This window comes from Sphingomonas sp. (genome assembly GCF_045810705.1).
Lineage (GTDB): Bacteria > Pseudomonadota > Alphaproteobacteria > Sphingomonadales > Sphingomonadaceae > Sphingomicrobium.
In genome coordinates, this window is record NZ_JBJMVI010000002.1 from 240,055 (window position 1) to 265,239 (window position 25,185).

Here is a 25,185-nt window from a genome sequence, read left to right on the forward strand (position 1 = left end):
GCGGCGCGATGGCGCGATTGATCGATTAGCCAACCGATCAACGACTGCCCGCCCGCCTCCGGCGGGCTTTTTTGTTTCCAGGTGAGATCATGAACCAGATCCTAAATTTCGTGCGCGACGCCGTGGGCGCCCCCGCGGCCGCTCACGCGCCCCATGCCCACGATCCACGACAGCCGGTGGCGAATCCGCTGCCGAAACTCCTGGCAGGCGAGGACCTGCCGATCGACGATTCCGAACATTTGTTCGAGCGCCTCGTCCTCGGCAGGCTCGAACCGGCCGAGATTGCCGGAATGCTCATCGCGCTTCGAATGAAGGGCGAAACCGCGGACGAAATGATCGGCGCCGCCCGCGCGTTGAGCGCCGCGGCGCTGCCGTTCGCCCGGCCCGATTATCTCTATGCCGATTGCTGCGGGACGGGCGGCGACGGCTCCGGCCTGATAAATGTGTCGACCGCGACCGCCTTGGTCGCCGCGGCCTGTGGCCTGCCCATCGCCAAGCACGGCAACCGCAGCGTCAGCTCGCGCTGCGGCTCGGCCGATGTGCTCGAGGCCTTGGGTGCGAAGATCGACATCGGACCGCAAAAGGCCCGCGCACTGCTCGACGACGTCGGCTTCTGCTTCTTGTTCGCGCCTGCCTATCATCCGGGAATGAAGCATGCCGCGCTCGTCCGCCGGCAGCTCCAGGTGCGCACGGTCATGAACCTGCTCGGTCCGTGCATCAATCCGGCGCGGCCTGCCGTCCAGCTCCTCGGCGTCGCCGATCCCAGGATGCTGCGCCGGATCGCCGAGACGCTGGCGGCGATGGGCGTCCGCGAAGCGCTCGTCGTCCACGGCGGCGGCCTCGACGAGGTTGCGCTGCACAGCGAAACGCGCGCGATCCGGCTGTCGCGTGGGGAGTTCGAGGAGTTGGAGATCACGCCTGAGGAAGCGGGTCTGGAGCGGGCGCCGGTCAACGTCGTGACCGGCGGCGAAGTCGAGGAGAATGCCGCGAGACTTCAGGCGCTGCTCGGCGGTCGCGGCAGCCGCGCCGAGGAGGATATCATATTCCTCAACACCGCGGCGCTGCTGCGGACGGCGGGCATGGTCTCGACCTTGCGCGAAGGAGCGGCCCTGGCGCGTGACGCGCTCGCATCGGGCGGGGCGGCCAAGGTGCTTGCGGAATTCCTCGAGGCGAGCCGTGACTGAACCGGCTGGAGTGCTCGGGCAGATTGCCGCGGCCAAGCGCGACGAGCTCGCGCGACGGTTCGACGGCGTCGCCCTCGACTCGCTGCGCGCGCGGGCGCGGGCGACGAGGCGAAGCCTTGCCAGCGCACTCGCGCAGCCCGGCGCCCGCTTCCTCCTTGAAATCAAGAGGGCCTCGCCGTCCGCCGGGGTGATCCGGGCTTCCGCCGATCCCGCGGTGCTGGCCCGCGGCTATTCGGGTGTCGGCGACGCGCTCAGCGTTCTGTGCGATGCCGAGTTCTTCGGCGGCTCGCTGGCCGACCTCGCTGCGGCGCGCCGCGAGTTCGACGGACCGATCCTCGCCAAGGACTTCTTCATCGACCTACGTCAGGTCACCGAAGCGCGAATCGCCGGCGCCGACGCTGTGTTGGTGATGCTGTCGTTGCTCGACGACCCCGCCGCGCGCGAGATGATCGCCGAGGCGCGCCGCTTCGGCATGGACGCGCTTGTCGAAGTTCACGACGAGACGGAGATGCAGCGCGCGCTGGCCCTCGGCGCGCCGCTGATCGGCATCAACAATCGCGATCTGCGCGACCTCACCGTTGACCTCGCCACGACGGAGCGGCTCGCGCGCCTCGCCGGTGACCGCCTCCTGGTCTCCGAATCCGGAATTGACTTCCGCGCCGACGTCGAACGCCTGTCGCCGTTGGTCGATGGCTTCTTGATCGGCTCATCGCTGATGCGTGGGAGTGAGCCGGCCCAACGCGCACGTGAGCTGATCTTCGGGCGGATCAAATTGTGCGGATTGAATTGCGGCGCTGACGTGAGCGCCGCCCGGCCAGCGGCGTTCGTCGGCTTCGTGTTCGTGCCTGGCAGCCCCCGCCATGTCACGGCCGACGAAGCTGCGCCGCTGGCCGGTGTTGCCCGAAAGTGCGGGATACGGCCCGTCGGTGTGTTCCGAGACGCGCCGCTGCGAACGGTTGCCGAGCTCGCGACGTTGATGAACCTGCATGCGGTCCAGCTGCACGGCCACGAGGACGCCGACTATGTCGCGACGCTCCGGCGCGAGCTGCCCCCGTGCGAAATCTGGACGGCACTCAGTGTCGGCCGCGAGCCGCTCATTGGGCGCGGCGGTGATCGGCTGGTGTTCGACAATGCCGACGGCGGCAGCGGACGCTCGTTCGACTGGTCCCTGATCGCAAGGCATGCCGATCTGTCTCGGTCGGTGGTCGCCGGCGGGATCGGCAGGCACAACGCACGCGCAGCGCAGCGGCTCGGCGCTTATGCGATCGACGTCGGTTCGGCCATGGACCAGCGCCCCGGCAAGAAGTCGCCCGAAAAGATGGCAGCTTTGTTCGACGCGCTGCGCCCGGCGTCGCGGCAGCGGCTGCGCGCATGCGCCTGAACGGCCGCTTCGGGCGCTTCGGCGGCTGCTACGTCCCCGAGATCCTGGTCCCGGCGCTCGAGCAGCTCGAAGGGGCGTTTCTCGACGCGCAGGAAGATCCCGCGTTCCGGACCGAGCTGAACGACTTGCTGGCGAATTACGCAGGCCGCCCGACGCCGCTGACCCGCTGCCGGAACCTCCCGGACAACATCTATCTGAAGCGCGAGGACCTGCTCCACGGCGGCGCGCATAAGACCAACCAGGTCCTTGCGCAGGGCCTGCTCGCACGGCGCATGGGCAAGACGCGCTTGATCGCCGAGACCGGCGCCGGGCAGCACGGCGTGGCGACGGCGATCGTCGGGGCGTTGCTCGGCTTTGAGACGGTCATCTACATGGGCGCCGAGGATGTCGAGCGGCAGCAGCTCAATGTCTTCCGCATGCGGCTGATGGGCGCCGAGGTGATTCCCGTCGAAAGCGGTGGACGCACGCTCAAGGATGCGATCAACGAGGCGTTGCGCGACTGGTCGGCGAGCTTCGAGGCCACCCATTATCTGCTCGGCACTGCCGCCGGTCCGCACCCGTTCCCGACCATGGTCCGCGAGTTCCAGCGGGTGATCGGCCGGGAAGCGCGCGCGCAGATCATCGAGCAATTGGGCCGTCTACCCGACGCGGTCGTCGCCTGCGTCGGCGGGGGTTCCAACGCGATCGGCCTGTTTGCCGACTTCATCGACGACGACGTCCGGCTGATCGGCGTCGAAGCCGCCGGCAAGGGCCTTAGCGGCGCCGAACATGGCGCGACTTTGCTGCGCGGCGCGCCCGGTATCCTCCACGGCGCAGAGACTTACGTCCTCCAGGATCCGGACGGGCAGGTCACCGATACCTGGTCCGTGTCGGCGGGCCTCGACTATCCCGCGGTCGGGCCCGAGCATGCCCACCTCAAGGACAGCGGCCGGGCGCAATATGTCGGCGCGACCGACGCCGAGGCACTCGCGGCGTTCAAGGCGCTGGCCGAAGGCGAGGGCATCCTCTGCGCGTTCGAATCCGCGCACGCGCTTGCTCACGCGCTGAAGCTCGCCGAAGCGGAGCCGGACAGCGCGATCCTGGTCGGCCTCTCCGGGCGCGGCGACAAGGATGTCGCACAGGCCGAGGCGCTGCTCGCGTGAGCCGCTATGGCGCTATGTTCGATCGGCTGGGCAGCGACGGCGCGTTCGGTGCTTTCGTGATGCTCGGCGATCCCGATCTCCAGACCAGCGCGGCGCTGCTCGATGCGCTGGTCGAGGGTGGCGCCGACATGATCGAGGTCGGGATCCCCTTCTCCGATCCGGTTGCCGACGGGCCGGTGATCCAGGCGGCGGCGCAGCGCGCGCTCGGTGTAGGCGTGAGGGTCGGCGACTGTTTGGGGCTCCTCGCGGGGTTCCGGGCGCGCCACCCCAACGTGCCCGTCGGCATTCTAACCTACGCCAATATCGTCGTCGCGCGCGCCGGCTTCATGCGCGACGCCGCCGACGCCGGCGCCGACAGCCTTCTGATCGCCGACGTCCCGGCGCTCGAGGCGGAGCCGTTCGCGGCGCAGATGGTTCAGGCCGGAATCGAGCCGGTGCTGATTGCCGCCGCCAACACGCCGGAGCCGGCGCTCCTGCGAATTGCGCGCTTGTCGAAGGCCTACACTTACTGCGTCAGCCGCGCCGGAATCACCGGCACCCACGCCGGCGGGGAATTCGATGCAGGCCTGATCGATCGCGTGAAGGCCGCGGGCGCGCCGCCGCCGGTGTTCGGCTTCGGCATCTCCACGCCCGAGCATGTCCGCGCCGCGCTCGCGGCCGGCGCGCGGGGCGTCATTTGCGGCTCGGCGATCGTCGATCTCGTCAGCCGCGGCGGCGATGTCGCGGCGTTCGTTCGCACTCTCAAAGCCTCGACACGGAACGAGTCGGTGGCGCAATGAATTGAATCGGCTCGAAAAGGAGACGATTCATGGCTGCGCGCGCGATCTGGCGAGGGCAAATCCGGCTGGCGCTGGTGTCCATCCCAGTGGAACTCTTCCCGGCGACCCGAAGCGGGGCACAGATCCAGTTCCACCAGGTCCACGAACCGACCGGCAAGCGCATCAAATATGAAAAAGTGGTGCCGGGCGTGGGACCGGTCGACCGCGACGAGATCGTCAAGGGCTATGAGGTTTCTAAGGGCCATTATGTCCTCCTCGACCCGGAGGAGATCGAGAGCGTCAAGCTGGAAAGCCGCAGGACGCTCGACCTCGTCGAATTCGTCGATGAGGACGACATCGAGCCGATGTATTTCGACAAGCCTTATTATGTCGTGCCCGCCGACGACCTTGCCGAGGAGGCTTATGTCGTGTTGCGCGACGCGTTGAGGGCGGCGAAGAAAGTCGGCGTGGGCCAGCTGGCAATGCGCGGCCAGGAATATGTCGTCGCCTTGAAGCCGTTCGACCGCGGCCTGGTGCTGGAAACGCTGCGCTACGCCGATGAGGTCAACAAGGCTTCCGGTTTCTTCCGCGACATCGGCGACCACAAGCCCGACCCCGACCTGCTCGACATGGCGTCGATGCTGATCGAGCGCAAAGCCGGCGAGTTCGATCCCAGGGAATTTCACAATCGCTATGTCGATGCGCTTCATCGCCTGATCGAGGAGAAGCAGAAGAAGAAGGGCGAGAAGATCATCGAGGATCCGGACGCCGACGCCGGCCCGCCCAAGGGCTCGAACGTGATCGACCTTATGGCGGCGCTTAAGAAGAGCCTCGGTGACCGCGAAGCGGAAGGCCGCGGCAAGGAGAAGAAATCGGCCGCGAAGAAGGCACCACCGAAGCGGACAGCCAAGAAGAAGGAACCGGTCAATGCCGCGGCGCGCAAGCGGGCGTAAGCCATGGCCAAGCGCGTCCCGCTCGACATCGAAACCTACAACCGCAAGCGCGACTTCTCGAGGACCAAGGAGCCGCGCGGGCGCAAGCTCAAGGGCAAGGGCGACAGCTTTGTCGTCCAGAAGCACGACGCGTCGCGCCTGCACTGGGACTTCCGGCTCGAGCTCGACGGCGTCTTGAAGAGCTGGGCGGTGCCCAAGGGCCCCAGCCTCGATCCCGACGAGAAGCGCCTCGCCATGCGGACGGAGGACCATCCGCTCGATTACGGCACCTTTGAAGGCACCATTCCCAAGGGCGAATATGGCGGCGGCACGGTCATGCTGTGGGACGACGGCCGCTGGATTCCCGAGCCCGGCAAGGACCCGAGCAAGACCATCGGGGAGGGGCACCTCCATTTCACCCTCGAAGGCGAAAGGATGAAGGGCGAATGGGTGATGTTCCGCCTGAAGCCCCGCCCGGGCGAAAAGGCCGAGCCGTGGATGCTCAAGAAAGTCACTGACGAATTCGCCGATGCGGAAAATGGTGACGCGCTGGTCGACAATGAGGTGACCAGCGTCACGACCGGCCGGACCATGGCCGAGATCGCTGCCGGCGCCGACGTGTGGCGCTCCAACCGCGGCGGGCAGAAGGGCGGTCGCGGAAAGCGCAAGCCGAGCGTTGCGCCGCCGCCGTTCGAGGAGCCGCAGCTGGCGACGCTGGTCGACGAAGTTCCGACCGGAAATTCATGGATCCACGAGTATAAATATGACGGCTACCGGCTGCTGCTCGCTGTGGGCGAAGGCGTCGCCACGGCATGGACGCGCAACGGCAAGGACTGGAGCGACAAATTCAAGGCGCTGGTCAAGGCCGCGGTCAAGCTGCCTGCCGGATGCCTGATCGACGGCGAGGCCGTTGCGATCGACGATAGCGGCAAGCCCAGCTTCCAGCTGCTGCAGGCCACGCTCAAGGATCAGAAAGGCGCCAACCTCGTCTTTTACGCCTTCGACCTGCTGATCGACCGGGGTGAGGACATTCGCCGCCTTCCCAACATCGAACGCAAGCAGCGTCTGGCTGCGCTGCTCGAGGGCGTGTCCCCGCCGATCATCTACGGCGATCATGTGGTGGGGCGCGGCGAAGCCATGTTCGAGCAGGTTTGCAAGCAGCGCGGCGAAGGCATCATCTCCAAGAAAGCCAGTGCCCCGTACAAGGGGACGCGCACGCGCAACTGGCTCAAGATCAAGTGTATCCAGCGCCAGGAATTCGTCCTCGTCGGCTGGTCCGAGAGCGATAAGCGCCTCGGCTTCCGCTCATTGCTGCTGGCCGCGCGTGAGCATGGCAAGCTGACCTATGTCGGCAAGGTCGGCACCGGCTTCAGCGGCAAGCTGATCGAGGAGCTGATGGAGCGCTTCAGGCCGCTCGAAACGGACAAGGCGCCAGTCGCGGTCCCCCGTGCCGATCGCAAGGGCGCGCATTTCATGAAGCCGCAACTGGTCGCCGAGATCGCCTTCACCGAATTCACCAACGAGGGTATCCTGAGGCACCCGAGCTTCGTCGGCCTGCGCGAGGACAAGCCGGCCAGCGAGGTGGTCGTCGAAACTCCCACGCATCTCAGGAAATCGGAGACGAAGGCCGAGCGGCCGACGCCGGAGAGCTTCGGCATCGCCATCAGCAGTCCCGAGCGGATCATCTATCCGGAGGACGGTCTGACAAAAGGCGACCTCGCCAATTATTATGCGGCGGTCGACCCGCTGATCATGGTCGATGCGGCGCATCGGCCCATGACCTTGATCCGCTGCCCGCAGGGGCGGTCGAAGAAATGCTTCTTCCAGAAGCATGACAGCGGGACGTTCGGCGAACACGTCAAGCACGTCCCGGTCCGCGAGAAGAAGGGCGACGTCCAGGACTATCTCTATTTCGACGATGTCCGCGGCCTCCTCGCCTGCGTCCAGATGGGAACGGTCGAGTTCCACGGCTGGGGCAGCCGGAGCGACGACATCGAGCACCCCGACCGGCTGGTGTTCGACCTCGATCCCGACGTCGGGCTCGATTTCGCCAAGGTCAAGCAGGCGGCGGCGCGGCTGCGCGCTCTGCTTGCCGACCTCGGGCTCAAGACCTTCCCCTTGCTGTCGGGCGGCAAGGGGCTGCACGTGGTCGCGCCGCTCGACGCCTCTGCAGACTGGCCGGCCGTCTCCGACTTCGCCGAACGATTCAGCCGCGCCATCGCCGAGGCCGAGCCGGAGATGTTCACCGCCAATATCCGCAAGGTTCAGCGCAAGGGACGGATCTTCCTCGACTGGCTGCGCAACCAGCGTGGGTCGACCGCGGTGATGCCTTATTCGGCCCGGGCACGCGAAGGCGCGCCGGTGGCCGCTCCGATCGCCTGGGAAGACCTCGACCGCTATCAGGGCGGCAACCACTTCACCATCCGCGATGCCGAGGAGCTGATCGATCGTGCGTCGTCGAAGGCGCTTGCGGATTGGGGGAAGGCGAAGCAAGCCTTGCCGAATGCGTAAGACCGCCGCCGCCCTCCTTCCACTCCTTTTCCTGCTCACAGCCGCGTCGCCGGCCGATCTTGCGCGATGGCGAGCCGAGGCAAGTCGAGTGACCATCACGCGCGACGATTGGGGCATCGCGCACGTCCACGGCAAAACCGACGCCGACGCCGTCTTCGGGATGATCTACGCCCAGGCCGAGGACGACTTCCCGCGCATCGAGGCCAATTACCTGACCAACCTCGGACACACCGCCGAAGCGGACGGCGAAAAGGCGATGTGGCAGGATTTGCGCGCGCGGCTCTATGTCAGCGACAGCGAATTGAAGGCCGATTATGCGCGCAGCCCCGCTCCGATGCGGCGGTTGATGGATGCCTGGGCCGACGGCCTCAATGACTTCCTTGCCACGCACCCGGCCGTGCACCCGCGCGCAATCACCCGTTTCGAGCCGTGGATGGCGCTGTCGTTCACCGAAGGCAGCATTGGTGGCGACATCGAGCGGATCGACCTCGACCAGCTCAAGGCCTTTTATTCAGGAAGGCCGATTGCAGCAGCGTTGGCGCCGTGGCGCGAGCGCCAGGGCTCCAACGGCATCGCGATCGCGCCAAAGCTGACCGCGAATGGCTCGTCGCTGCTGCTGATCAACCCGCATACAAGCCACTTCTTCCGTTCCGAGCTGCAGGTCCGAAGCGACCAGGGGCTCGATGTTTACGGTGCGGCGACCTGGGGTCAGTTCTTCATCTACCAGGGCTTCAACGCCCATGCTGGCTGGATGCACACGTCGAGCGGGATCGATAATGTCGACGAGTTCGCCGAGAAGGTCGAGCGGCGCGGCAATGGTTATTGCTATCGGTACGGCCAGACCTGCCGGCCGATCGGTGTCCGGCCCGTGACGGTCCGCTATCGCAAGGCCGATGGAACGTTCGGCACTCGCAGCGTCATCACCTACCGCACGCACCACGGCCCCATCGTCCGCTCGGCGGACGGCCGCTGGATTGCGTTTGCGATGATGGACAAACCCGTCGAAGCGCTGCAGCAGAGCTTCCTCAGGACCAAAACAACCGACTTAACGTCGTTCCTGGGCATCGCCGACCGGTTCAAGGCGAACAGTTCGAACAACACTCTGTTCGCGGACGATCGCGGCGAGATCGCCTACCTCCACCCGCAGTTCGTCCCGAGGCGCGACGATCGCTTCGATTACACCCGGCCCGTCGACGGCAGCGACCCGACGACCGATTGGCGCGGGCTTCATGCGTTGATCGAGCTTCCGAGCGTGCTGACGCCTAGCGTCGGCTGGGTCCAGAACACCAATGCCTGGCCATATCGCGCCGCCGGCCCGAACAGCGCCGATCCCCCGCGCTTTCCCAAGTACATGGACACCGACGGCGAGAATTTCCGCGGTCTCCACGCGCAGCAACTTCTCACGGGAAGCAGCGGCTGGACGCTCGAAAAGCTCCAGCGCGCGGCCTACGACAGCTATCAGCCCGGCTTCGCGCTGCTCATCCCGTCGCTCGTGCACGCCTACGACGCGCTCCCGTCCGGCGACCCGCGCAAGGCTCAACTTGGCGCTCCGATCGCCGTTCTGCGCTCGTGGAGCTACCGATGGAGCGCGGACTCGGTCGCGCAGTCGCTCGCGATGTTGTGGGGCGCGGCGCTGAAGAAGGAGCTCAACGCGCCAAAGTCGGAGCCTGGCAACAAGGTTATGATGCGCCTCGCCCGCGACACCACGCCAGAGCAGAAGCTGCGCGCGCTTTCCGCCGCGGTCGCCCGGCTGAACGGGGACTTCGGCCGCTGGCAGGTGCCATGGGGCGAGATCAACCGGATTCAGCGCATCTCGCCGGCGATCAACCCGCCCTACAGCGACCGCGCGCCGAGCCTTGCGGTGCCGTTCGCGGAGGGCAGCTACGGCTCGCTCGCCTCGCTTCGCTCCGAGCAGAAGCCGGGGACCAAGCGCTGGTACGGCAATTACGGCAACAGCTTCGTCGCTGCGGTGGAGTTCGGCAAGCGCGTCCGGGCTCACGCCGTCACCGCTGGGGGCGAGAGCAGCAACCCCACCTCGCCGCACTTCAACGATCAGGCTCAGCGCTATGCTTCAGGCGATTTGCGCGAGGTCTATTTCTATCCTGAGCAGCTCAAAGGCCACACCGAGCGGGTCTATCATCCGGGCGAGTGACTAGATCCCGGCAAACTTGTCGGTCGCCCGAACCAGTGCGTCGAGGTTGCCCGGCTCGCTGAACAAATGTCCGGCGTCGGGAATGATGTTGAGCTCGACTTCGGGCCACGCTGCCTTCAGCTTCCATGCGGCGATTGGCGGCGTGCAGGTGTCGTGGCGCCCCTGGACGATCACGCCGGGGATGCCGCGCAGTTTTTCGGCGCCGCGCAGCAGCTGGCCTTCCTCGAGCCAGCCGTGCGTCGCCATGTAATGGTTCTCGATCCGGGCGACGGCAACGGCGACCTCGGGCGATGTGAAATGCTCGATCGTTTCGGGGCTGGGGAGCAGCGTCACGATGTCGCCTTCCCACTTGCTCCACGCCTTGGCTGCGGCGAGCTGGATGCCCGGATCCCCGCCCGTCAGCCGCTTGCGATAGGCCTCGACGAGGTCGTCGCGTTCGCCCTCGGGAACGGCTGAGAGGAACTCTTCGAACTTGTCGGGATAGATTTGTGAGGCGCCGCCCTCCCTGTACATCCAGTCGATCTCATATTGGTCGAACAGGAAGATGCCGCGCAGCACCAGTTCGGTGACTCGATCGGGATAGGCCTCGGCATAAGCGAGCGCGAGGGTCGAGCCCCAGCTGCCGCCGAACACCTGCCATCTTTCGACTTTGGCGATTTGAGTTCGAAGCTTCTCGATGTCCTCGACGAGGTCCCAGGTCGTGTTGTTCTCGAGGCTCGCATAAGGTGTGGATTTGCCGCAGCCGCGCTGGTCGAACACCAGGATCTTGTACTTGTCGGGGTTGAACTGCCGGCGATGATCGGGGCTCGACCCGCCACCGGGGCCACCGTGGAGGAAGACCGCCGGCTTTCCGTTGGGGTTTCCGCACAGCTCCCAGTAGAGGCGATGACCGTCGCCGACGTCGAGCATCCCGCTCTCATACGGCTCGATCGCAGGGTACAGCGTCCGGCGCTTGGGGCTCATCGCGTCCATCAGAAGCTGAACTCCTCGTAGATGTGGGAAACGTCGCCGCCCCACTCGTGTTCATACTTGTGCAGCAGCCGGTCGGCCGGAGTCATGCCGGTTGCGACCACATCGCGCAACGGGTCGAGGAAGCCGCCTTCATTGTCGCCCGCGTTGTTCAGGCGCGCGCGGCGGGTGAGCCCGCCGGCGGCGATGTCGAGCACGCGGCCGGCGAACTCGCGCATCGTCTCGCCGTCGGGAGTGACCGCCTCGAGCGCGAGCTTGGGCACGTCGTGGCGAAGCGTCTCGCGTTCGGCGATGCGCCAGTGTTTCACCAGCTCCCACGCGTCGTCCAGCGCTTGGGAGTCGTAGAGCAACCCGACCCATAAAGCGGGCAGCGCGCAGATCCGGCTCCAGCGCCCCCCATCGGCGCCGCGCATCTCGAGAAAGCTCTTGAGCCGCACTTCGGGGAAGGCGGTCGACAGATGGTCATTCCAGTCGGTGATGGTCGGCTTTTCACCCGGCAGCTGCGGCAGCTTGCCGTCGATGAAGTCCTGGAAGCGTTCGCCGGCGACGTCGATGTACTGTCCGTCGCGATAGACGAAATACATCGGGACGTTCAGCGCGTAGTCGCAGTAGCGCTCGTAGCCGAAGCCGTCCTCGAACACGAAGGGCAGCATGCCGGTGCGGTCCGGGTCGGTGTCCTCCCAGATGTGACTGCGGAAGCTCTTGTAGCCGTTGGGCCTGCCTTCGGTGAACGGCGAGTTGGCGAACAGCGCCGTAGCAACCGGCTGGAGCGCAAGTCCGACGCGGAACTTCCTCACCATGTCGGCTTCAGAACTATAGTCTAGATTTACCTGAATGGTACAGGTGCGAAGCATCATGTCGAGGCCCAGACTGCCGACTTTGGGCATGTAATTGAGCATGATCTTGTAGCGGCCCTTGGGCATGACCGGCAGTTCGGCCCGGGTCTTGTCGGGCCACATGCCGAGGCCGAGGAAGCCGAGACCGAGCCGGTCACCGACCGCCTTGCATTGCTGCAGGTGACGGCCGGACTCGGCGCAGCTCTGATGAAGGTTCTCGAGCGGCGCGCCGCTCAGTTCGAACTGGCCCGCAGGCTCGAGGCTGACATTGCCATCCTCGCCCTCGAGCGCGATGACCTTGCCGTTCTCGAGCACCGGCTCCCACCCGAACTCGGTGAGGCCGAGGAGCAGGTCGCGGATGCCGCCGGGTTCATCCCATGACGGCGCGCGGTGATCGTCGAGGCGGTAAACGAACTTCTCGTGCTCGGTGCCGATCCGCCAGCGCTCGGGCGGCTTCTCGCCGCCGGCAAAGACCGACAGCAGATCGTCGCGGCTCTCGATGAGCGGGCTCGCGCTGTCGTCGGTCCGGGTCGTCATGGCTGGCGGCGCTTACCCGTGCGCCCGTAACGACGCCAGCACTTCCGGCTTATGATTCGACAAGCCGCCAATCGCCGGCAACCGCCATGAAGACGGCGAGCGCGGCGAGCGCAGCGGTCTCGGCCCGAAGGATGCGGGGCCCGAGCGAAATGGCAACCGTATTGCTCGCTGCTCGGATAAGCGTGCGTTCCTCATTGGTGAAACCGCCTTCGGGTCCGGTCAGCAGCAGTGCGGGACCGGCCTCGAAAGCGCTGGCAGCCGGCTCGCCGCCGGCCTCGTCGGCAAAATAGAGGCGCCGCCCGAGATCGCGCGTAGCGAGAAGCTTCGTGAGACTGAGTGGTTCGGCGATGTCGGGCAGGCGCGTGCGGCCGCATTGCTCGGCGGCTTCGATTGCTATTGCTTCGAGCCGCTCCAGCTTGACGCGTTGCGCGATGGTGCGCTGCGTCAGCGCCGGCATCAGCCCCCCCGCTCCGAGCTCGGTGGCTTTCTCGACCAGCCAGTCGGTTTGTGCACGCTTCACCGGCGCGAAGGCGAGCCAGACGTCGGACGCGGGCTCGGCGTCGCGCGTGCAGCGCTCAACGGTCAATGTCATCCGTTTCTTCGCCGCATCGGCGATCCGCGCCAGCCATTCGCCTGACTGCCCGTCGAACACCAGCAGCTCGGCGCCGACATCTAGCCGCATCACATTGCCGAGGTAATTGGCCTGCCTGGCGTCGAGCTCGACGCGAGCGCCGTCGCTTAGCGCGGTCCTGACAAACAAGCGCGGCAGGCTCCTGGGCGGCCAGGCGGGGGTTGCGGGCATGGCTGCCTCCTACTTAGGTGCGCTGGTGACCGCCACAGACATTGTCCCCGACAGCGAGCGGCGCGGCTTCATCGGCGCGCTGCCGGTGGGGCTGAGACCCTACGCCAGCCTGATGCGTCTCGACCGGCCGATCGGCACCTGGCTGCTCTACTGGCCCTGTGCGTGGAGCGTCGCGCTTGCCGGCGTGGGCGGGCGCTGGGACCTGTTCGGATGGCTGTTCCTCGGCGCGTTCGCGATGCGCAGCGCCGGTTGCGTCTACAACGACATCGTCGACCGCGATCTCGACCGGCAGGTCGAGCGCACCCGCCTTCGGCCTTTGGCGAGCAGGCGCGTGTCCGTCGCATCGGCATGGCTGCTCATCGGCGTGCTGTGCCTGCTCGGTCTTCTCGTTCTCTTGCAACTGAAGTGGGTCGCGGCGCTTGTCGCGCTTGTCAGCCTTGCGCCGGTCGTGGCCTATCCGTTCATGAAGCGCATCACCTGGTGGCCGCAGGCATGGCTCGGGCTGGTCTTTTCATGGGGAGCATTGGTCGGCTGGCCGGCCGTAACCGGCAGCCTTTCGCTGCCGCCACTGCTGCTCTGGTTCGGGACCATCGCCTGGGTCATCGGCTACGACACGCTCTACGCGATCCAGGACAAGGAAGATGACGCGCTGGTCGGCGTCAAATCCTCGGCGCGGCGGCTGGGCAACAAGGCGCCGCTCGGGGTGGGCGTTTGCTACGCGATCGCCCTGCTGCTGTGGGGTGCAGCCGTGTGGACGGTCCGGCCTGACTTGGTCGCGCTGGTTGCCCTCGCCCCCGCGGCGCTTCACCTCGTCGGCCAGGTCGCGCGAGCCAATCCCGACGACGGCGAGCTCGCGCTGAAGCTGTTCCGCTCGAACCGGACATGCGGCCTGCTGGTTTTCCTCGCCGTGCTGGTCGTCGGCCTTTCCGCGCGCTAGGGCGCGCCGCTCATGCTTTCCCCCGACAAAGCCAGGACGATTGCCGAGGCGCTTGTGGAACGCGGCATCGCGGCCGGCGCAACAGCCGCAGATGCGCTTTACGTCGGCCAAGGCTCGTCCGGCGTTCAGGTCCGGCTGGGCGAGATCGAGGGCGTGAGCCGGTCCGAAGGCGAAGAGATCGGCCTGCGCCTGTTCGTCGGACAGCGCTCGGCGACGGCCGCTTCCTCGGACCTTTCGGACGAAGCGCTCGTAACGCTCGTGGAGCGCTGCCTGGCGATGGCGCGCGAAGCGCCCGAAGACCCGTTCGCCGGCCTCGCGCCCGGCGAGTTGCTGCAACGCGGCGATTTGCCGTTCCTCGACGTCGTGGATGGTTGCGAGCCCGACTCCATCGCGCTCAGGGCGCGCGCGCTTCAGGCGGAGAAGGCGGCGCTCGCCATCCCCGGAATTACCAACTCGGGCGGGGCCGGCGCGAGCACCTCCGCTTCGATCGTCGCACTGGCGACCTCCGGCGGCTTCTCGGGATCCTACCGGACCACCGGCCACGGTTGCTCTGTGTCCGTCATTGCCGGCGAGGGCGCCGCGATGCAGCGCGACCATGCGTGGCACAGCGCGCATCATCTCGACGATCTCGAAAGCGCTGCCGACATCGGTCGCCGCGCCGGCGAGCGCGCCGTGAAACGCTTGAATCCCACGCGGCCCAAGCCGGGAAAATATCCGGTGTTGTTCGACCCCCGCGTGTCCTCGACGCTGCTCGGCCATTTTTGCGGCGCGATCAGCGGCTCGGCCATCGCCCGCAAGACCAGCTTCCTCCAGGACAAGCTTGGGCAGGCGGTGTTCGCGAGCGGAGTTACAATCGTCGACGACCCGCTTCGCACGCGCGGGCTTCGTTCGCGACCGTTCGACGGCGAGGGCGTCCGCGTCGCGCGGCAGGAGCTTGTTTCGAACGGGATGCTCAACCAATGGATCGCCGAGAGCGCTTCGGCGCGCCAGCTTGGGATTCAGCCGACGGGCCATGCTTCGCGCGGCGTCGGCGGCGCACCGAGCGCTTCGCCAAGCAACCTCTACCTCGCGGCGGGAACGCGTAGTCGGGACGACCTGCTCGCGACATTTCCGGAAGCCGTGCTGATCATTGAGCTGATCGGCCAGGGCGTGAACCCGGTGACCGGCGACTATAGCCGGGGCGCGGTCGGTTTCATGATCCGCGGCGGGCAAATTTCCGAGCCGGTGTCGAAGATCACCATCGCTTCGAACCTCGTCGACATGTTCGCCACGCTGGAGCCGGCTTCGGACCTCGAATTCCGCCGCGGTATTGATGCGCCGACGCTGTTGATTCCGGAGATGACGGTCGGCGCGGCCTAGGCGTCGCTTGAGACTCGCGGCACGCCAAGCCGCGGGATCTCGATCTTCGGGCAGCGGTCCATGACGACCTTCAGGCCAGCGGCCTCGGCCTTGGCCGCGACCTCCTCGTTGATGACGCCGATCTGCATCCACACCGCCTTGGCGCCAACGAAGATCGCCTGGTCGACCGCTTCGGCGGCGGCTTGGGGCCGGCGGAAGATGTCGACAATGTCGATCGGGACGCCAATCTGGGCGAGCTCGCGCCAGACGAATTCGCCGTGGACATGTTCGCCGGTGATCTGCGGGTTCACGGGGAGCACGCGATAACCCCAGTCCTGGAGGAACTTCATCACCCCGTAAGACGGGCGGTCGGGCCGGTCGGACGCGCCGATCATCGCAATCGTGCGCGCGTTCGTCAGAAGCTCGCGGATGTCCTCGTCACGGGTAAGTGGCATGTGCTGATAACCTCTCAATGGACCGGTGTTTCCAACGCCTCGAGCAGTTTCCTTGCGATTGCCGCGAAGGCCTGCCCGTCGGCGTCATCGGCGGCGGCGGGAGGGTTGCCGGCGTCCGAAGCTTCGCGGATTCCAACCGAAAGCGGCAAGCGGCCGAGGAAGGCCACGCCCATCTCGGCTGCCGCAGCTTCCGCCCCGCCGCTGCCGAACGGATGCGACTCCTCGCCGCAATGGGGACAGACGTACGTCGCCATGTTCTCGATGATGCCGAGGACCGGCACGCTGGTCTTGTTGAACAGGTCGACGGCGCGGCGCGCGTCGATCAGCGAGAGGTCCTGCGGCGTTGAGACGATCACTGCCCCCGCGGGCCGCGAGCGCTGGATCAGCGTCAATTGGACGTCGCCCGTGCCGGGCGGCAGGTCGACCAGCAGAAGCTCGGCGTCGCCCCACTCGGCGTCGAGCAGGTTGGCGAGCGCCCCCGTGGCCATCGGCCCGCGCCAGGCAAGCGCATGACCGGGCGAGACCAATTGGCCGAGCGACAGAAAGCGGATGCCGTGAGCCGGCACTGGAAGCAGCTTGTCATTCTCGGCAGTCGGCTTGTCGTGTGTCCCGAGAAGCGTCGGCTGCGATGGGCCATAGACATCGGCGTCGATCAGCCCGACCTTCTTGCCGGCCCTCGCGAGCGCGATCGCGAGGTTCGCGGACACGGTCGACTTGCCCACCCCGCCTTTGCCGCTGCCGATCGCGATCAGCGTGCGATGCGGTTGCGCCGCCGTCATCGCGATCCGCACTTCGCTGACGCCCGCCGTTGCGCTGGCGGCCGAGCGGATGTCTTCCTCGATCCCGCTCGCCTCGTCCTTGGGCAGCCCGGTCGCATCGACGATGATGGTTGCGACCCCGCCGGCGAGCTTGCGCGAGCGGATCCGCTCGTCATGCGGTAGGCCCGTCAGCGGGTCGGCGGGATGCTCCATGGCCAGGGACATAGGAAGGTCAGGCGCGCTTGCCACTGTATTTCGCGCGCCGCGCCTCTATATTCGCCGGCGATGACGATTATTTCGGGGCTGGGCAGCCGCGTCCGCGGCCTGTTCACCGACACCAAGGGTCCATGGGGGCCAACCAGCAGCGAAGGTCGCGGTGACGCTCCGGCGCCCGACGATAGTGAGCATGGCAGCGGGCCGTGGGGCGAGCCCCCGCGCCGTACCCGCCGCGGAACCCTTGCCGGGCCCAACGGCTCGGCGCTCGAGGAGTTGTTTCGGCGAAGCCGGGCGCGGTTCGGTGGTGATGGCGGCGGCGGACTTCCCGGCCTGCCCAGCCGCTCGTTGATCCTGTGGGGAGTGGTCGGGTTCGTTCTGATCTGGCTAGTCTTCACGAGCACGCACTCGATCTCTCCGGGACAGCGCGGCGTGGTCACTCAACTCGGCCGCTACAGCCGCACGCTCGGCCCCGGTGTCGGCTTTACGCTTCCCTCGCCGATCGAGCGGGTCAAGAAGCTCGACGTCGAAAAGATCCAGTCGATCGACCTTGGCTCGTCGACCGCCGACGATTTGATGCTGACGGGCGACCAGAACCTCATCGACCTTGCTTATTCGGTTCGGTGGAACATCCGCACGCCGGAACTCTACCTGTTCCAGATGGCGCAGCCCGACGAGACCATCCGCGAGGTCGCGGAAAGCGCGATGCGCGCGGTCGTCAGCCAGGTCACGCTCAATGACGCTATGGGCGACCGACGCGCGGAGATCGAAGCGCAGGCGGCCCAGAGCATGCAGCGCATCCTCGATTCCTACCGTTCGGGCATCCAGGTGCAGGGCATCGCGATCAAGCAGGCCGACCCGCCGGACGCCGTCAACGACGCGTTCAAGCAGGTCACCGCGGCGCAGCAGCAGGCGCAATCCTACATCAACAGCGCGAACTCCTATTCGCTGCAGCTGCGCCAAAAGGCGCAGGGCGAGGCGACCTCTTTCGACAAGGTCTACGCGCAGTACAAGCTGGCGCCCGAAGTCACCCGCCGGCGGATGTATTACGAAACGATGGAGCAGGTGCTCTCGAAGGTCGACAAGACGATTGTCGAGGTTCCGGGCGTCACCCCCTATCTGCCGCTTCCTGAAGTCAAGAAGCAGCAGCAGCAGGAGGAGCCGCAGCAATGACGGATACCTTCCGCAGGCACCCGCTGCTCACCGCGATCGGCGCCTTCGTATTTCTCCTCCTGCTGCTCGGCAGCTTCCCCATCATCCCGGAGACGAAGCAGGCGGTGGTGGTCCGCTTCGGCAAGCCGGTCCGCATCTACAACCAGTACAAGCCGGGGAGGCCGATCGGTACCGCAGGCGCGGGCATCAACTGGCGCATTCCTTTTGCCGAGCAATTGGTGTGGATCGACAAGCGCGTCCAGGACGTCGACATGCAGCGGCAGCAGGTGCTGTCGACCGACCAGCGACGCCTTCAGGTCGATGCCTTCGCGCGCTATCGGATCATCGATCCGACGCTGATGTACATTCGCGCAGGCAACGAAGAACAGCTGACCGAGCAGCTGCGCCCGATCCTCGGGTCCGAAGTCCGCAACGAGCTCGGCCGCATCGAGTTTGCGGCGCTGCTGACGCCGGAGCGGCAGGGCATCATGGACAGCGTGCGCACGTCGCTCAATCGGATCGCGCGCCAATATGGCGTCGAGATCATCGACGTCCGGATCAAGCGGACCGATCTGCCCGACGGCGCCCCACTGGCGGCGGCGTTCGACCGCATGCGGACCGCGCGTGAGCAGGAGGCCCGGTCGATCCAGGCGCAGGGCGCAAAGCAGGCCGCGATCATCCGCGCCGAAGCCGACGCGGAGGCTGCGCAGACTTATGCCGCCAGTTTCGGTAAGGACCCGGACTTCTACGATTTCTACCGCGCGATGCAGAGCTATCGCACGACGTTCGTGCCCAATGGGCAGGACAAACTTGCGCCGACGACCGTCGTTCTGTCGCCGCAGAATGACTATTTGAAGGAATTCAGTGGACGCCCGCGTTAAGCGGTTGTTGGACCCCAAAGCGTTCAAAGGTGGTTCATGCGGCGAGGACATTAGCGCCTTGCGTCTCACCCGAATTGATGGAGTATCGATGACGTCGAAGGAGTCCGGAAAAGTGCGTTACGCTTACGGGGTTGCAATGGCCCTGCTGCTCGGGGGGACGGCCTTTTCGCTCGCCACGGGCGAAGCCGGCGCCCAGATCGCGCAGAACGAACCCTCCGCGCTTGCCCCGCGCCCCGGCGCTCCGATGTCGTTCGCCGACCTCGCCGCGCGTCTGCAGCCCGCGGTCGTCAACATTTCAACCAAGCAGCGCGTGGCGGTGAAGGCGCAGAGCGACCCGTTCGAAGAATTCTTCCGCCGCTTCGATCCGACCCAGCCGCAAGGCGGCACCGACAATGGCGGCGGCGCACAGCCGAGGACCCGCGAAGCCGGCTCGCTCGGCTCGGGCTTCATCATCTCGCCCGACGGCTATGTCGTCACCAACAATCACTTGATCCAGGGCCTCTCTGGCACCGGCACCGTCGACAGCGTCACGGTGATCACCACCGATCGCCGCGAATATGTCGCGCGGATCGTGGGCCGGGACGAGACTTCGGACCTCGCTTTGCTCAAGATCGAAGGCCGCAACCTGCCGTTCGTGAAGTGGGGCGACAGCACCAAGGCGCGGGTCGGCGACTGGGTGCTGGCGATCGGCAACCCGTACGGCCTTGGCGGCACCGTCACTGCCGGGATCATCTCGGCGCTTCACCGGGGCATTACCGGTGTCGGCGCCTACGACCGCTACATCCAGACCGACGCGGCGATCAACATGGGCAACAGCGGCGGCCCGATGTTCGACCTCAACGGCAATGTGATCGGGATCAACTCGGCGTTGATCTCGCCGACCGGGGCTTCGGTCGGCATCGGCCTCGCCATCCCCGCCGAAGCCGCCAAGCCGGTGATCGACGCGCTGATACGCGGCCAGCGCCCGTCCCGTGGCTATCTCGGCGCCAGCCTGCAGCCGGTCGACGAGGATCTCGCGCCCTCGGTTGGCATCCCCAAGGACAGCGGTGAGATCGTCCGATCCCTCGTGCCGGGCGGTCCGGGTGCCGGCGCGGGCCTGCAACAAGGCGACGTGATCGTGAAGGTCAACGGCCAGCAGGTGACGCCCGACCAGACCGTATCCTACCTGATCGCCAACAGTCCTGTCGGATCGCGCGTTCCGCTCGAGATCGTCCGCGCTGGGCGCCACGCAACGGTCACCGTGATAGTCGCGCAGCGCCCGACCGAAGAGGCGCTCGCCAGGCTCAGCGGCGGCGGCTCGACCAGCGACGGGGCAACGGCGATCGCGCCGAATGCGCCGCAGCGCGCGCTCGGACTCTCACTGGCGCCGCTGACGCCCGAACTGGGGCGTGCCGCGAGCCTTCCGCCGACGGCGCACGGCGTGATCATCACGGCGATTGATCCCAACGCCAACGCGGCCGAACAGGGCCTCCAGCGCGGGGACCTCATCGTGTCCGTCAACAACCAGCCGGTGAACACGCCGGCCCAGGTGATCGCCGCGGTCGACGCCGCCCGTAAGGCGGGCCGGTCGAGCGTGCTGCTGCTCGTGCAGCGGGGCGCCACGCCGGCGGTGTTCGTGGGCGTAAATATCGCGCCCAAGTAGGCGGCGCGCCGCGTCCGCTTCGACGGTTATCCTGCCGACGGTGGGCTGGCGGCCTTATCGTTCGAACCCGTGAAGCCGCACTGCTTCTGCTCCATCGCGATCTGCTTGGTGATGCGCGTGGCGTTCTCCGAATAGGCCTCCGTCACTGATCCGTGATTGACGGTCTTGCCGTTCAGCGGACTTACGCCCTGGCAGATATGGAAGACGTGCGGTGTCGCGGACGTCTTGGCCCCGCTCTCCGGAGCGATCCAGTACACGACATCCTGACCGGCCGGGTGGGCGGCGTCCTTCGTTGCCTCAGCCACCGTATTGGAGTCCTTGGCGATATCCTGGGCTTGTGCGGCGACCTCGGGTGAACAGGCGGTGGTCGGCTGACGGGCTTTGATCTGGGCTGCGCAGCTGTTCATGTCCTTCGTGTACTGCTCGACCGACGGCGGCTTCCAACTCACCCCGATCAACGTGGCGACCACAGCCAAGGCGGCACCGACACCGCCCGCAATCTTCTTGTTCTTTGGGTCCATGTCCTTGTCCATGAAGATCAGGACAATCAGCGGCAGGAAGGCGATCAGCGTGATGATCGCGCCTAGCTGGTTCTGGAAGAAGAACCTGGCCTTATCGGATTCGCGCGCCGGATCCTGCTTGTTGGCCGCCTTCCACATCAGGCTGCCGGCAATGGCAAAGATCGCGATCCCGACCAGGATTCCGATCAGCAGCGGGAGGTTTCCGTGGTCGAACTTGTGCTGACGGAGCAAAACAATTCCGAACACCTCGCCGCCGATCGCAACGATCCATGCGAGCCCCGCGAAAATGCGAAGACGCTTGGCCGCCGACGCCTGGCCGTGCGTCGCTTGCCAGTCTTTGGTGACGTCGGTCTCTGCGGCTGGCTTGTTGTCGGACATGTTCAGACCCTCCAATCGACATTGGTGCACGACGAACGGAAAGCCTAACCTGCCTGGCGCAGCCTCACAATATGCCGGGGAATCAACGGGTCGAAAGTTGCGATCCCTTTTTCCCGCGAGGGAATTCCCGGCGGGCTGATGCGCGGGCGCTGACCCCGGTTCCGGCGGCCGAATTGTTGCGCTACCGTGACTCGCATTATCGGCTTTCGGCATTAAGAAGGCCGCGGGAGAGCGAGCAGAGTGGCCAATCCGAAGTGGGAGGTGATTGAGGGGCTCGAGCGCGAATGGCGCGACGCGTTGTGCAGCAAGGATATAAAGCAGCTGCAGACGCTGGTGCACCAGGATTTCGTGTTGATCGGAACGCGCTCGACCGGCCCGTTCATGATGAGCCGCGACGAATGGCTCGACGCCATCCAGCGCCGCGACGTGTTCGAGATCGATATCGAGGTCCAGGACGCAACGGCGCTCAAGGACGTGATGATCGGAACCGTGCACGCCCGTTGGCGTCTCAAATATCTCGGGCGTCAGATCGAGGATTGCGTCGTGCTGACCGACGTGTGGGTGAAGGACGATGGCCGCTGGCAGGCGATCCGGCGCCACTCGACGCCGGCGCCGCCAGGCGCGTGCCCTGACCTGAAGGGAGCATAGGATGGCAAGTCGGGCCGAGGGCAGCGCAGGCGGCATCGTCAAGGAACTGACGCTCCGCGGGATCATCCTCGGAGCGCTGATCACGGTCCTGTTCACCGCCGCGAATGTCTACCTCGGACTCAAGATCGGAATCACCTTCGCGACGTCGATCCCGGCCGCGGTGATCTCGATGGCGGTGCTCAAGGCATTCCGCGATTCGACCATCCAGGAAAACAACATCGTCCAGACGATCGCCTCGGCGGCGGGAACGCTGTCGGCGATCATCTTCGTGCTGCCCGGACTGATCATGGTCGGCTGGTGGACGGGCTTCCCCTATTGGCTGTCGGTCGCCGTCATCGGCATCGGCGGCATCCTCGGGGTGATGTACTCGGTACCGCTGCGCCGCGCGCTCGTCACCGGTACGGACCTGCCCTATCCCGAAGGCGTCGCGGCGGCCGAGGTGCTCAAGGTCGGCGCCGGCGTCGGCGGGGCCGAGGAGAACCGCCGCGGGCTGGTGCTGATCGGCGGCTCGACAATCGTCGCCGCACTCTACTTCCTCCTCGCCAAGACGCGCCTGCTGACCGACGCCGCGGCGAAAACCTTCCGCGTCGGCTCGGGCGCATCGGGGATTTCTGCGAGCCTCTCGATGGCGCTGATCGGCGTCGGCCATCTCGTCGGCCTCGCGGTCGGGCTCGCCATGGTCGTCGGCATGGTGATCAGCTGGGTGTTCATCGTACCCCACTGGACGCAGGACCCGGGGTTGATCGCTCAGGCCGCCGGTGACCTCGACAAGCTCGTCAGCACGGCCTTCCGGATGAAGGCGCGAATGGTCGGCGCGGGCACGATCGGTGTGGCGGCGATTTGGACCCTCCTCCGTATCATCGGACCGATCGTCGCGGGCATCCGCGGCGCGCTCGCCGCCAATCGCGAGCGCAAGGCGGGCCGGGGCGCCGAACTGCCGCTGACCGAACGGGACATCCCGATCGGGATCGTCACGGCGACCATCCTTCTGTCGATGATCCCCGTCGGGCTGTTGCTCTATGCGTTCGGGAACACGGCGCCGATCGCCGAAGCCCCCGGCGTGACGATCGCCATCAGCATCGTCTACACGCTCATCGCCGGGGTCGTGATTGCCGCCGTGTGCGGCTACATGGCCGGCCTCATCGGCGCCTCCAACAGTCCGATTTCCGGCGTGGGTATCCTGTCCGTCCTCGGCATTGCGCTGATCCTCGCCGCGCTCTTTCCGGGCGTCAGCGGGGACCAGACCAAGGCGCTGGTTGCCTTCGCTCTGTTCGTCACCGCGATCATCTTCGGCATTGCCACTATTTCGAACAACAATCTGCAGGATCTCAAGACCGGTCAGCTCGTCGAAGCGACGCCGTGGCGGCAGCAGGTCGCGCTGGTGCTCGGCGTGGTCTTCGGAGCGCTGGTCATCCCGCCGATCCTCGACCTGCTCAACACGGCTTTCACCTTCCAGGGCGCGCCCGGCGCCAAGGCGACGGCCCTGGCCGCGCCGCAGGCCGCGATCATATCGACCATTGCGCAAGGCGTGCTCGGCGGCAGCCTCGACTGGGGCTTGATCGGCGAGGGCGCGGTCATCGGCGTCGTCGCGGTGATCATCGACGAAGTGCTGAAGGCGACCTCAGGCAAGCGCCTCCACCTGCCCCCGCTTGCCATCGGCATGGGCATCTATCTGCCGCTCGAAGCGGACCTCCTGATCCCGGTCGGCGCCGTACTCGGCTGGTTCTACAATCGCTGGGCGGTGACGGCGCGCAGCCCGGCGTTCGCGGAGCGCATGGGCGTGCTGATGGCCACGGGCCTGATCGTCGGCGAGAGCCTGATGGGCGTGGTCTATGCCTTCGCCGTTGCCGGCGCGGAAAAAGCCGGCTCGAACGACAGCGCGAATGTGCTCGCGCTGGTCGAGCCTTATTCGTCGGTCATCGTCGTCAGCCTCGTCGTCTTCGCGATCGCGATTGCGGCGCTGTATCTGTGGACCAAGGGACGCGCCTCGGTGGCGCCCGCGTTCGACGATGCGCCGACGCCGAGCGAGGCCACCTACCACTAGCGGCCGAGCACGGCCTTTCGCAGCATGACCGGGCCGAGCGCCTTCGCGCCGCCCTCCGCCTTGCGCACGAGATCGACGATGGCGCGATTGACCGGCGCATCCCGCTGCAGGCGCTCGGCCAGCCGCACCAGCTCCCCGTTGATGTAGTCGACTTCGGTCGTGCGCCCGGCGGCAAGGTCGTCGGCCATCGACGAGCGCGCCTTCGTGTCGATTCTCCAGCGTTTGAGGAAAAAGCGGTTGAACAGCCAGTCCGGCGCGCTGATGATCCGCGGCAGGCTCGTCGGCGAGGTCGGCCCGGGCGCCGCAGGCTCGATCTCCGCTCGCTCGAGCAGCTCCAGCCCTTCGCGCATCGCGGCGGCGAACACGCGGCGATAGTCGCGCTGCTTCAACTCCTCGATCAACGTCCGGCCGGAAAGGGCATTCACGGCATTGTTGAGGTTGATGAGCAGCTTGCCCCAGGCGAGGCCGAGCATGTCGTCGCTGAGCTTCAATGCCGCCGGGCCGCTGCCGATCCGGTCGGCGAGCGCTCGCGTACCGGCGCGCTGCTCGGCGTACAGGTTCCCGGCGACGCCTTTGTGGAACCGGCCGTTGCCGAGATAGGCGACATTGTACTGAACCATGCCCCGCGCAACCTCGAACCGGCCGCCGAGACCCTGTTCGAGCATATCGACGTTGCTCACCCCGTTCTGGAAGCTGATCACCAGCGCGCCGGGCGTCCCGTGCTCGGCAATTTGCGCTGCGGCGACGGCCGTGTCGCCGCTCTTGACCGTGACCGCGATCACTTGCGCATCTTGCAGGGCTTCCGGGCCGCAGCGGTAGTCGACGTCGCCCGGCGCGAGCCGCGCCTGCCAGCCACCGTAATCGGTGAGGGTCAGGCCAAAGGCGTCGACGTCCTGGGACATTTTGGGCCGGCCGATCAAAGTCACGGGAAGCCCGGATGCGACCCAGGCGCCCCCGATGAAGCAGCCGATCGAGCCGGCGCCGAGAATGGCAATCTTGGAACCCCCCGGCATG

Annotated in this window: 21 protein-coding genes; 14 read left to right on the plus strand and 7 right to left on the minus strand. The window is 66.4% G+C overall.

The genetic code is table 11. From position 1 onward, the window contains the following. Window positions 1–89 precede the first annotated feature (89 nt). From trpD to ACJ8FR_RS01235, 7 genes are read left to right on the plus strand one after another with little or no spacing between them, the layout of a single operon-like run. Window positions 90–1,184 (plus strand): anthranilate phosphoribosyltransferase, encoded by a 1,095-nt coding sequence (gene trpD / locus ACJ8FR_RS01205; RefSeq protein WP_407826773.1) that lies wholly within the window; start codon window positions 90–92, stop codon window positions 1,182–1,184. Then, the gene (gene trpCF / locus ACJ8FR_RS01210) at window positions 1,177–2,565 is read left to right on the plus strand and encodes a bifunctional indole-3-glycerol-phosphate synthase TrpC/phosphoribosylanthranilate isomerase TrpF (RefSeq protein WP_407826774.1); all 1,389 of its coding nucleotides are present in this window, start codon (window positions 1,177–1,179) and stop codon (window positions 2,563–2,565) included. Before trpD ends, trpCF begins: the two co-directional genes overlap by 8 nt. Next, entirely contained in the window at window positions 2,556–3,707 is a 1,152-nt protein-coding gene (gene trpB, locus ACJ8FR_RS01215; RefSeq protein ID WP_407826775.1) for a tryptophan synthase subunit beta, read from the plus strand. Before trpCF ends, trpB begins: the two co-directional genes overlap by 10 nt. Continuing rightward, window positions 3,704–4,486: a tryptophan synthase subunit alpha gene (gene trpA / locus ACJ8FR_RS01220; RefSeq protein ID WP_407826776.1), complete on the plus strand. Its 783-nt coding sequence runs from the start codon at window positions 3,704–3,706 to the stop codon at window positions 4,484–4,486. Before trpB ends, trpA begins: the two co-directional genes overlap by 4 nt. Before the next feature lie 29 nt (window positions 4,487–4,515). Further along, complete coding sequence (locus ACJ8FR_RS01225) at window positions 4,516–5,418, plus strand: Ku protein (RefSeq protein WP_407826777.1); 903 nt, start codon at window positions 4,516–4,518, stop codon at window positions 5,416–5,418. A gap of 3 nt (window positions 5,419–5,421) precedes the next feature. Beyond that, window positions 5,422–7,908: a DNA ligase D gene (gene ligD, locus ACJ8FR_RS01230; protein ID WP_407826778.1), complete on the plus strand. Its 2,487-nt coding sequence runs from the start codon at window positions 5,422–5,424 to the stop codon at window positions 7,906–7,908. Then, window positions 7,901–10,060 carry a penicillin acylase family protein gene (locus ACJ8FR_RS01235; RefSeq protein WP_407826779.1) on the plus strand — a complete coding sequence of 720 codons (2,160 nt, stop codon included), beginning with the start codon at window positions 7,901–7,903 and terminating at the stop codon, window positions 10,058–10,060. The genes ligD and ACJ8FR_RS01235 overlap by 8 nt, the downstream gene beginning before the upstream one ends. On the opposite strand, the gene pip is transcribed toward ACJ8FR_RS01235, so the two are convergent. The 3 genes from pip to ACJ8FR_RS01250 are packed head-to-tail and all read right to left on the minus strand — an operon-like array spanning window position 10,061 to window position 13,204. Continuing rightward, entirely contained in the window at window positions 10,061–11,023 is a 963-nt protein-coding gene (pip, locus tag ACJ8FR_RS01240) for a prolyl aminopeptidase (RefSeq protein WP_407826805.1), read from the minus strand. An 8-nt stretch (window positions 11,024–11,031) separates the two neighbouring features. Beyond that, window positions 11,032–12,402 (minus strand): glutamate--cysteine ligase, encoded by a 1,371-nt coding sequence (locus tag ACJ8FR_RS01245; protein ID WP_407826780.1) that lies wholly within the window; start codon window positions 12,400–12,402, stop codon window positions 11,032–11,034. A gap of 49 nt (window positions 12,403–12,451) precedes the next feature. Beyond that, entirely contained in the window at window positions 12,452–13,204 is a 753-nt protein-coding gene (locus tag ACJ8FR_RS01250) for a 16S rRNA (uracil(1498)-N(3))-methyltransferase (RefSeq protein ID WP_407826781.1), read from the minus strand. Between ACJ8FR_RS01250 and ubiA the strand changes: the two genes are divergently transcribed. Further along, window positions 13,203–14,141, plus strand: a complete 939-nt coding sequence (ubiA, locus tag ACJ8FR_RS01255) for a 4-hydroxybenzoate octaprenyltransferase (protein WP_407826782.1) — start codon at window positions 13,203–13,205, stop codon at window positions 14,139–14,141. The two genes, ACJ8FR_RS01250 and ubiA, sit on opposite strands and share 2 nt — an antisense overlap. A 12-nt stretch (window positions 14,142–14,153) precedes the next feature. After that, window positions 14,154–15,500: a TldD/PmbA family protein gene (locus tag ACJ8FR_RS01260; RefSeq protein WP_407826783.1), complete on the plus strand. Its 1,347-nt coding sequence runs from the start codon at window positions 14,154–14,156 to the stop codon at window positions 15,498–15,500. Here the strand turns inward: ACJ8FR_RS01260 and ACJ8FR_RS01265 are convergent. Together ACJ8FR_RS01265 and ACJ8FR_RS01270 are read right to left on the minus strand one after the other, a co-directional pair. Next, complete coding sequence (locus ACJ8FR_RS01265; RefSeq protein WP_407826784.1) at window positions 15,497–15,934, minus strand: CoA-binding protein; 438 nt, start codon at window positions 15,932–15,934, stop codon at window positions 15,497–15,499. The two genes, ACJ8FR_RS01260 and ACJ8FR_RS01265, sit on opposite strands and share 4 nt — an antisense overlap. 14 nt (window positions 15,935–15,948) lie before the next feature. Beyond that, window positions 15,949–16,905, minus strand: coding sequence for an Mrp/NBP35 family ATP-binding protein (locus ACJ8FR_RS01270; protein WP_407826785.1), 957 nt, complete (start codon window positions 16,903–16,905; stop codon window positions 15,949–15,951). Between the two features lie 72 nt (window positions 16,906–16,977). Between ACJ8FR_RS01270 and hflK the strand changes: the two genes are divergently transcribed. The 3 genes from hflK to ACJ8FR_RS01285 all read left to right on the plus strand — a co-directional run bounded on the left by hflK (window position 16,978) and on the right by ACJ8FR_RS01285 (window position 20,580). Continuing rightward, entirely contained in the window at window positions 16,978–18,078 is a 1,101-nt protein-coding gene (gene hflK / locus ACJ8FR_RS01275; protein WP_407826786.1) for an FtsH protease activity modulator HflK, read from the plus strand. Further along, a complete protein-coding gene (hflC, locus tag ACJ8FR_RS01280; RefSeq protein WP_407826787.1) occupies window positions 18,075–18,938 on the plus strand; it encodes a protease modulator HflC in 864 nt (287 codons plus the stop codon). Before hflK ends, hflC begins: the two co-directional genes overlap by 4 nt. 112 nt (window positions 18,939–19,050) lie before the next feature. Next, window positions 19,051–20,580: a Do family serine endopeptidase gene (locus ACJ8FR_RS01285; RefSeq protein WP_407826788.1), complete on the plus strand. Its 1,530-nt coding sequence runs from the start codon at window positions 19,051–19,053 to the stop codon at window positions 20,578–20,580. A 26-nt stretch (window positions 20,581–20,606) separates the two neighbouring features. Here the strand turns inward: ACJ8FR_RS01285 and ACJ8FR_RS01290 are convergent, their stop codons facing one another. After that, window positions 20,607–21,479, minus strand: a complete 873-nt coding sequence (locus ACJ8FR_RS01290; RefSeq protein ID WP_407826789.1) for a hypothetical protein — start codon at window positions 21,477–21,479, stop codon at window positions 20,607–20,609. A gap of 240 nt (window positions 21,480–21,719) precedes the next feature. Between ACJ8FR_RS01290 and ACJ8FR_RS01295 the strand changes: the two genes are divergently transcribed. Together ACJ8FR_RS01295 and ACJ8FR_RS01300 are read left to right on the plus strand one after the other, a co-directional pair. After that, window positions 21,720–22,127: a nuclear transport factor 2 family protein gene (locus tag ACJ8FR_RS01295; protein ID WP_407826790.1), complete on the plus strand. Its 408-nt coding sequence runs from the start codon at window positions 21,720–21,722 to the stop codon at window positions 22,125–22,127. Window position 22,128: 1 nt separating this feature from the next. Next, a complete protein-coding gene (locus ACJ8FR_RS01300; RefSeq protein WP_407826791.1) occupies window positions 22,129–24,171 on the plus strand; it encodes an OPT family oligopeptide transporter in 2,043 nt (680 codons plus the stop codon). Here ACJ8FR_RS01300 and ACJ8FR_RS01305 read toward each other — a convergent pair. Beyond that, entirely contained in the window at window positions 24,168–25,184 is a 1,017-nt protein-coding gene (locus ACJ8FR_RS01305) for a 2-dehydropantoate 2-reductase (protein WP_407826792.1), read from the minus strand. The two genes, ACJ8FR_RS01300 and ACJ8FR_RS01305, sit on opposite strands and share 4 nt — an antisense overlap. Between the last annotated feature and the right edge of the window lies 1 nt (window position 25,185).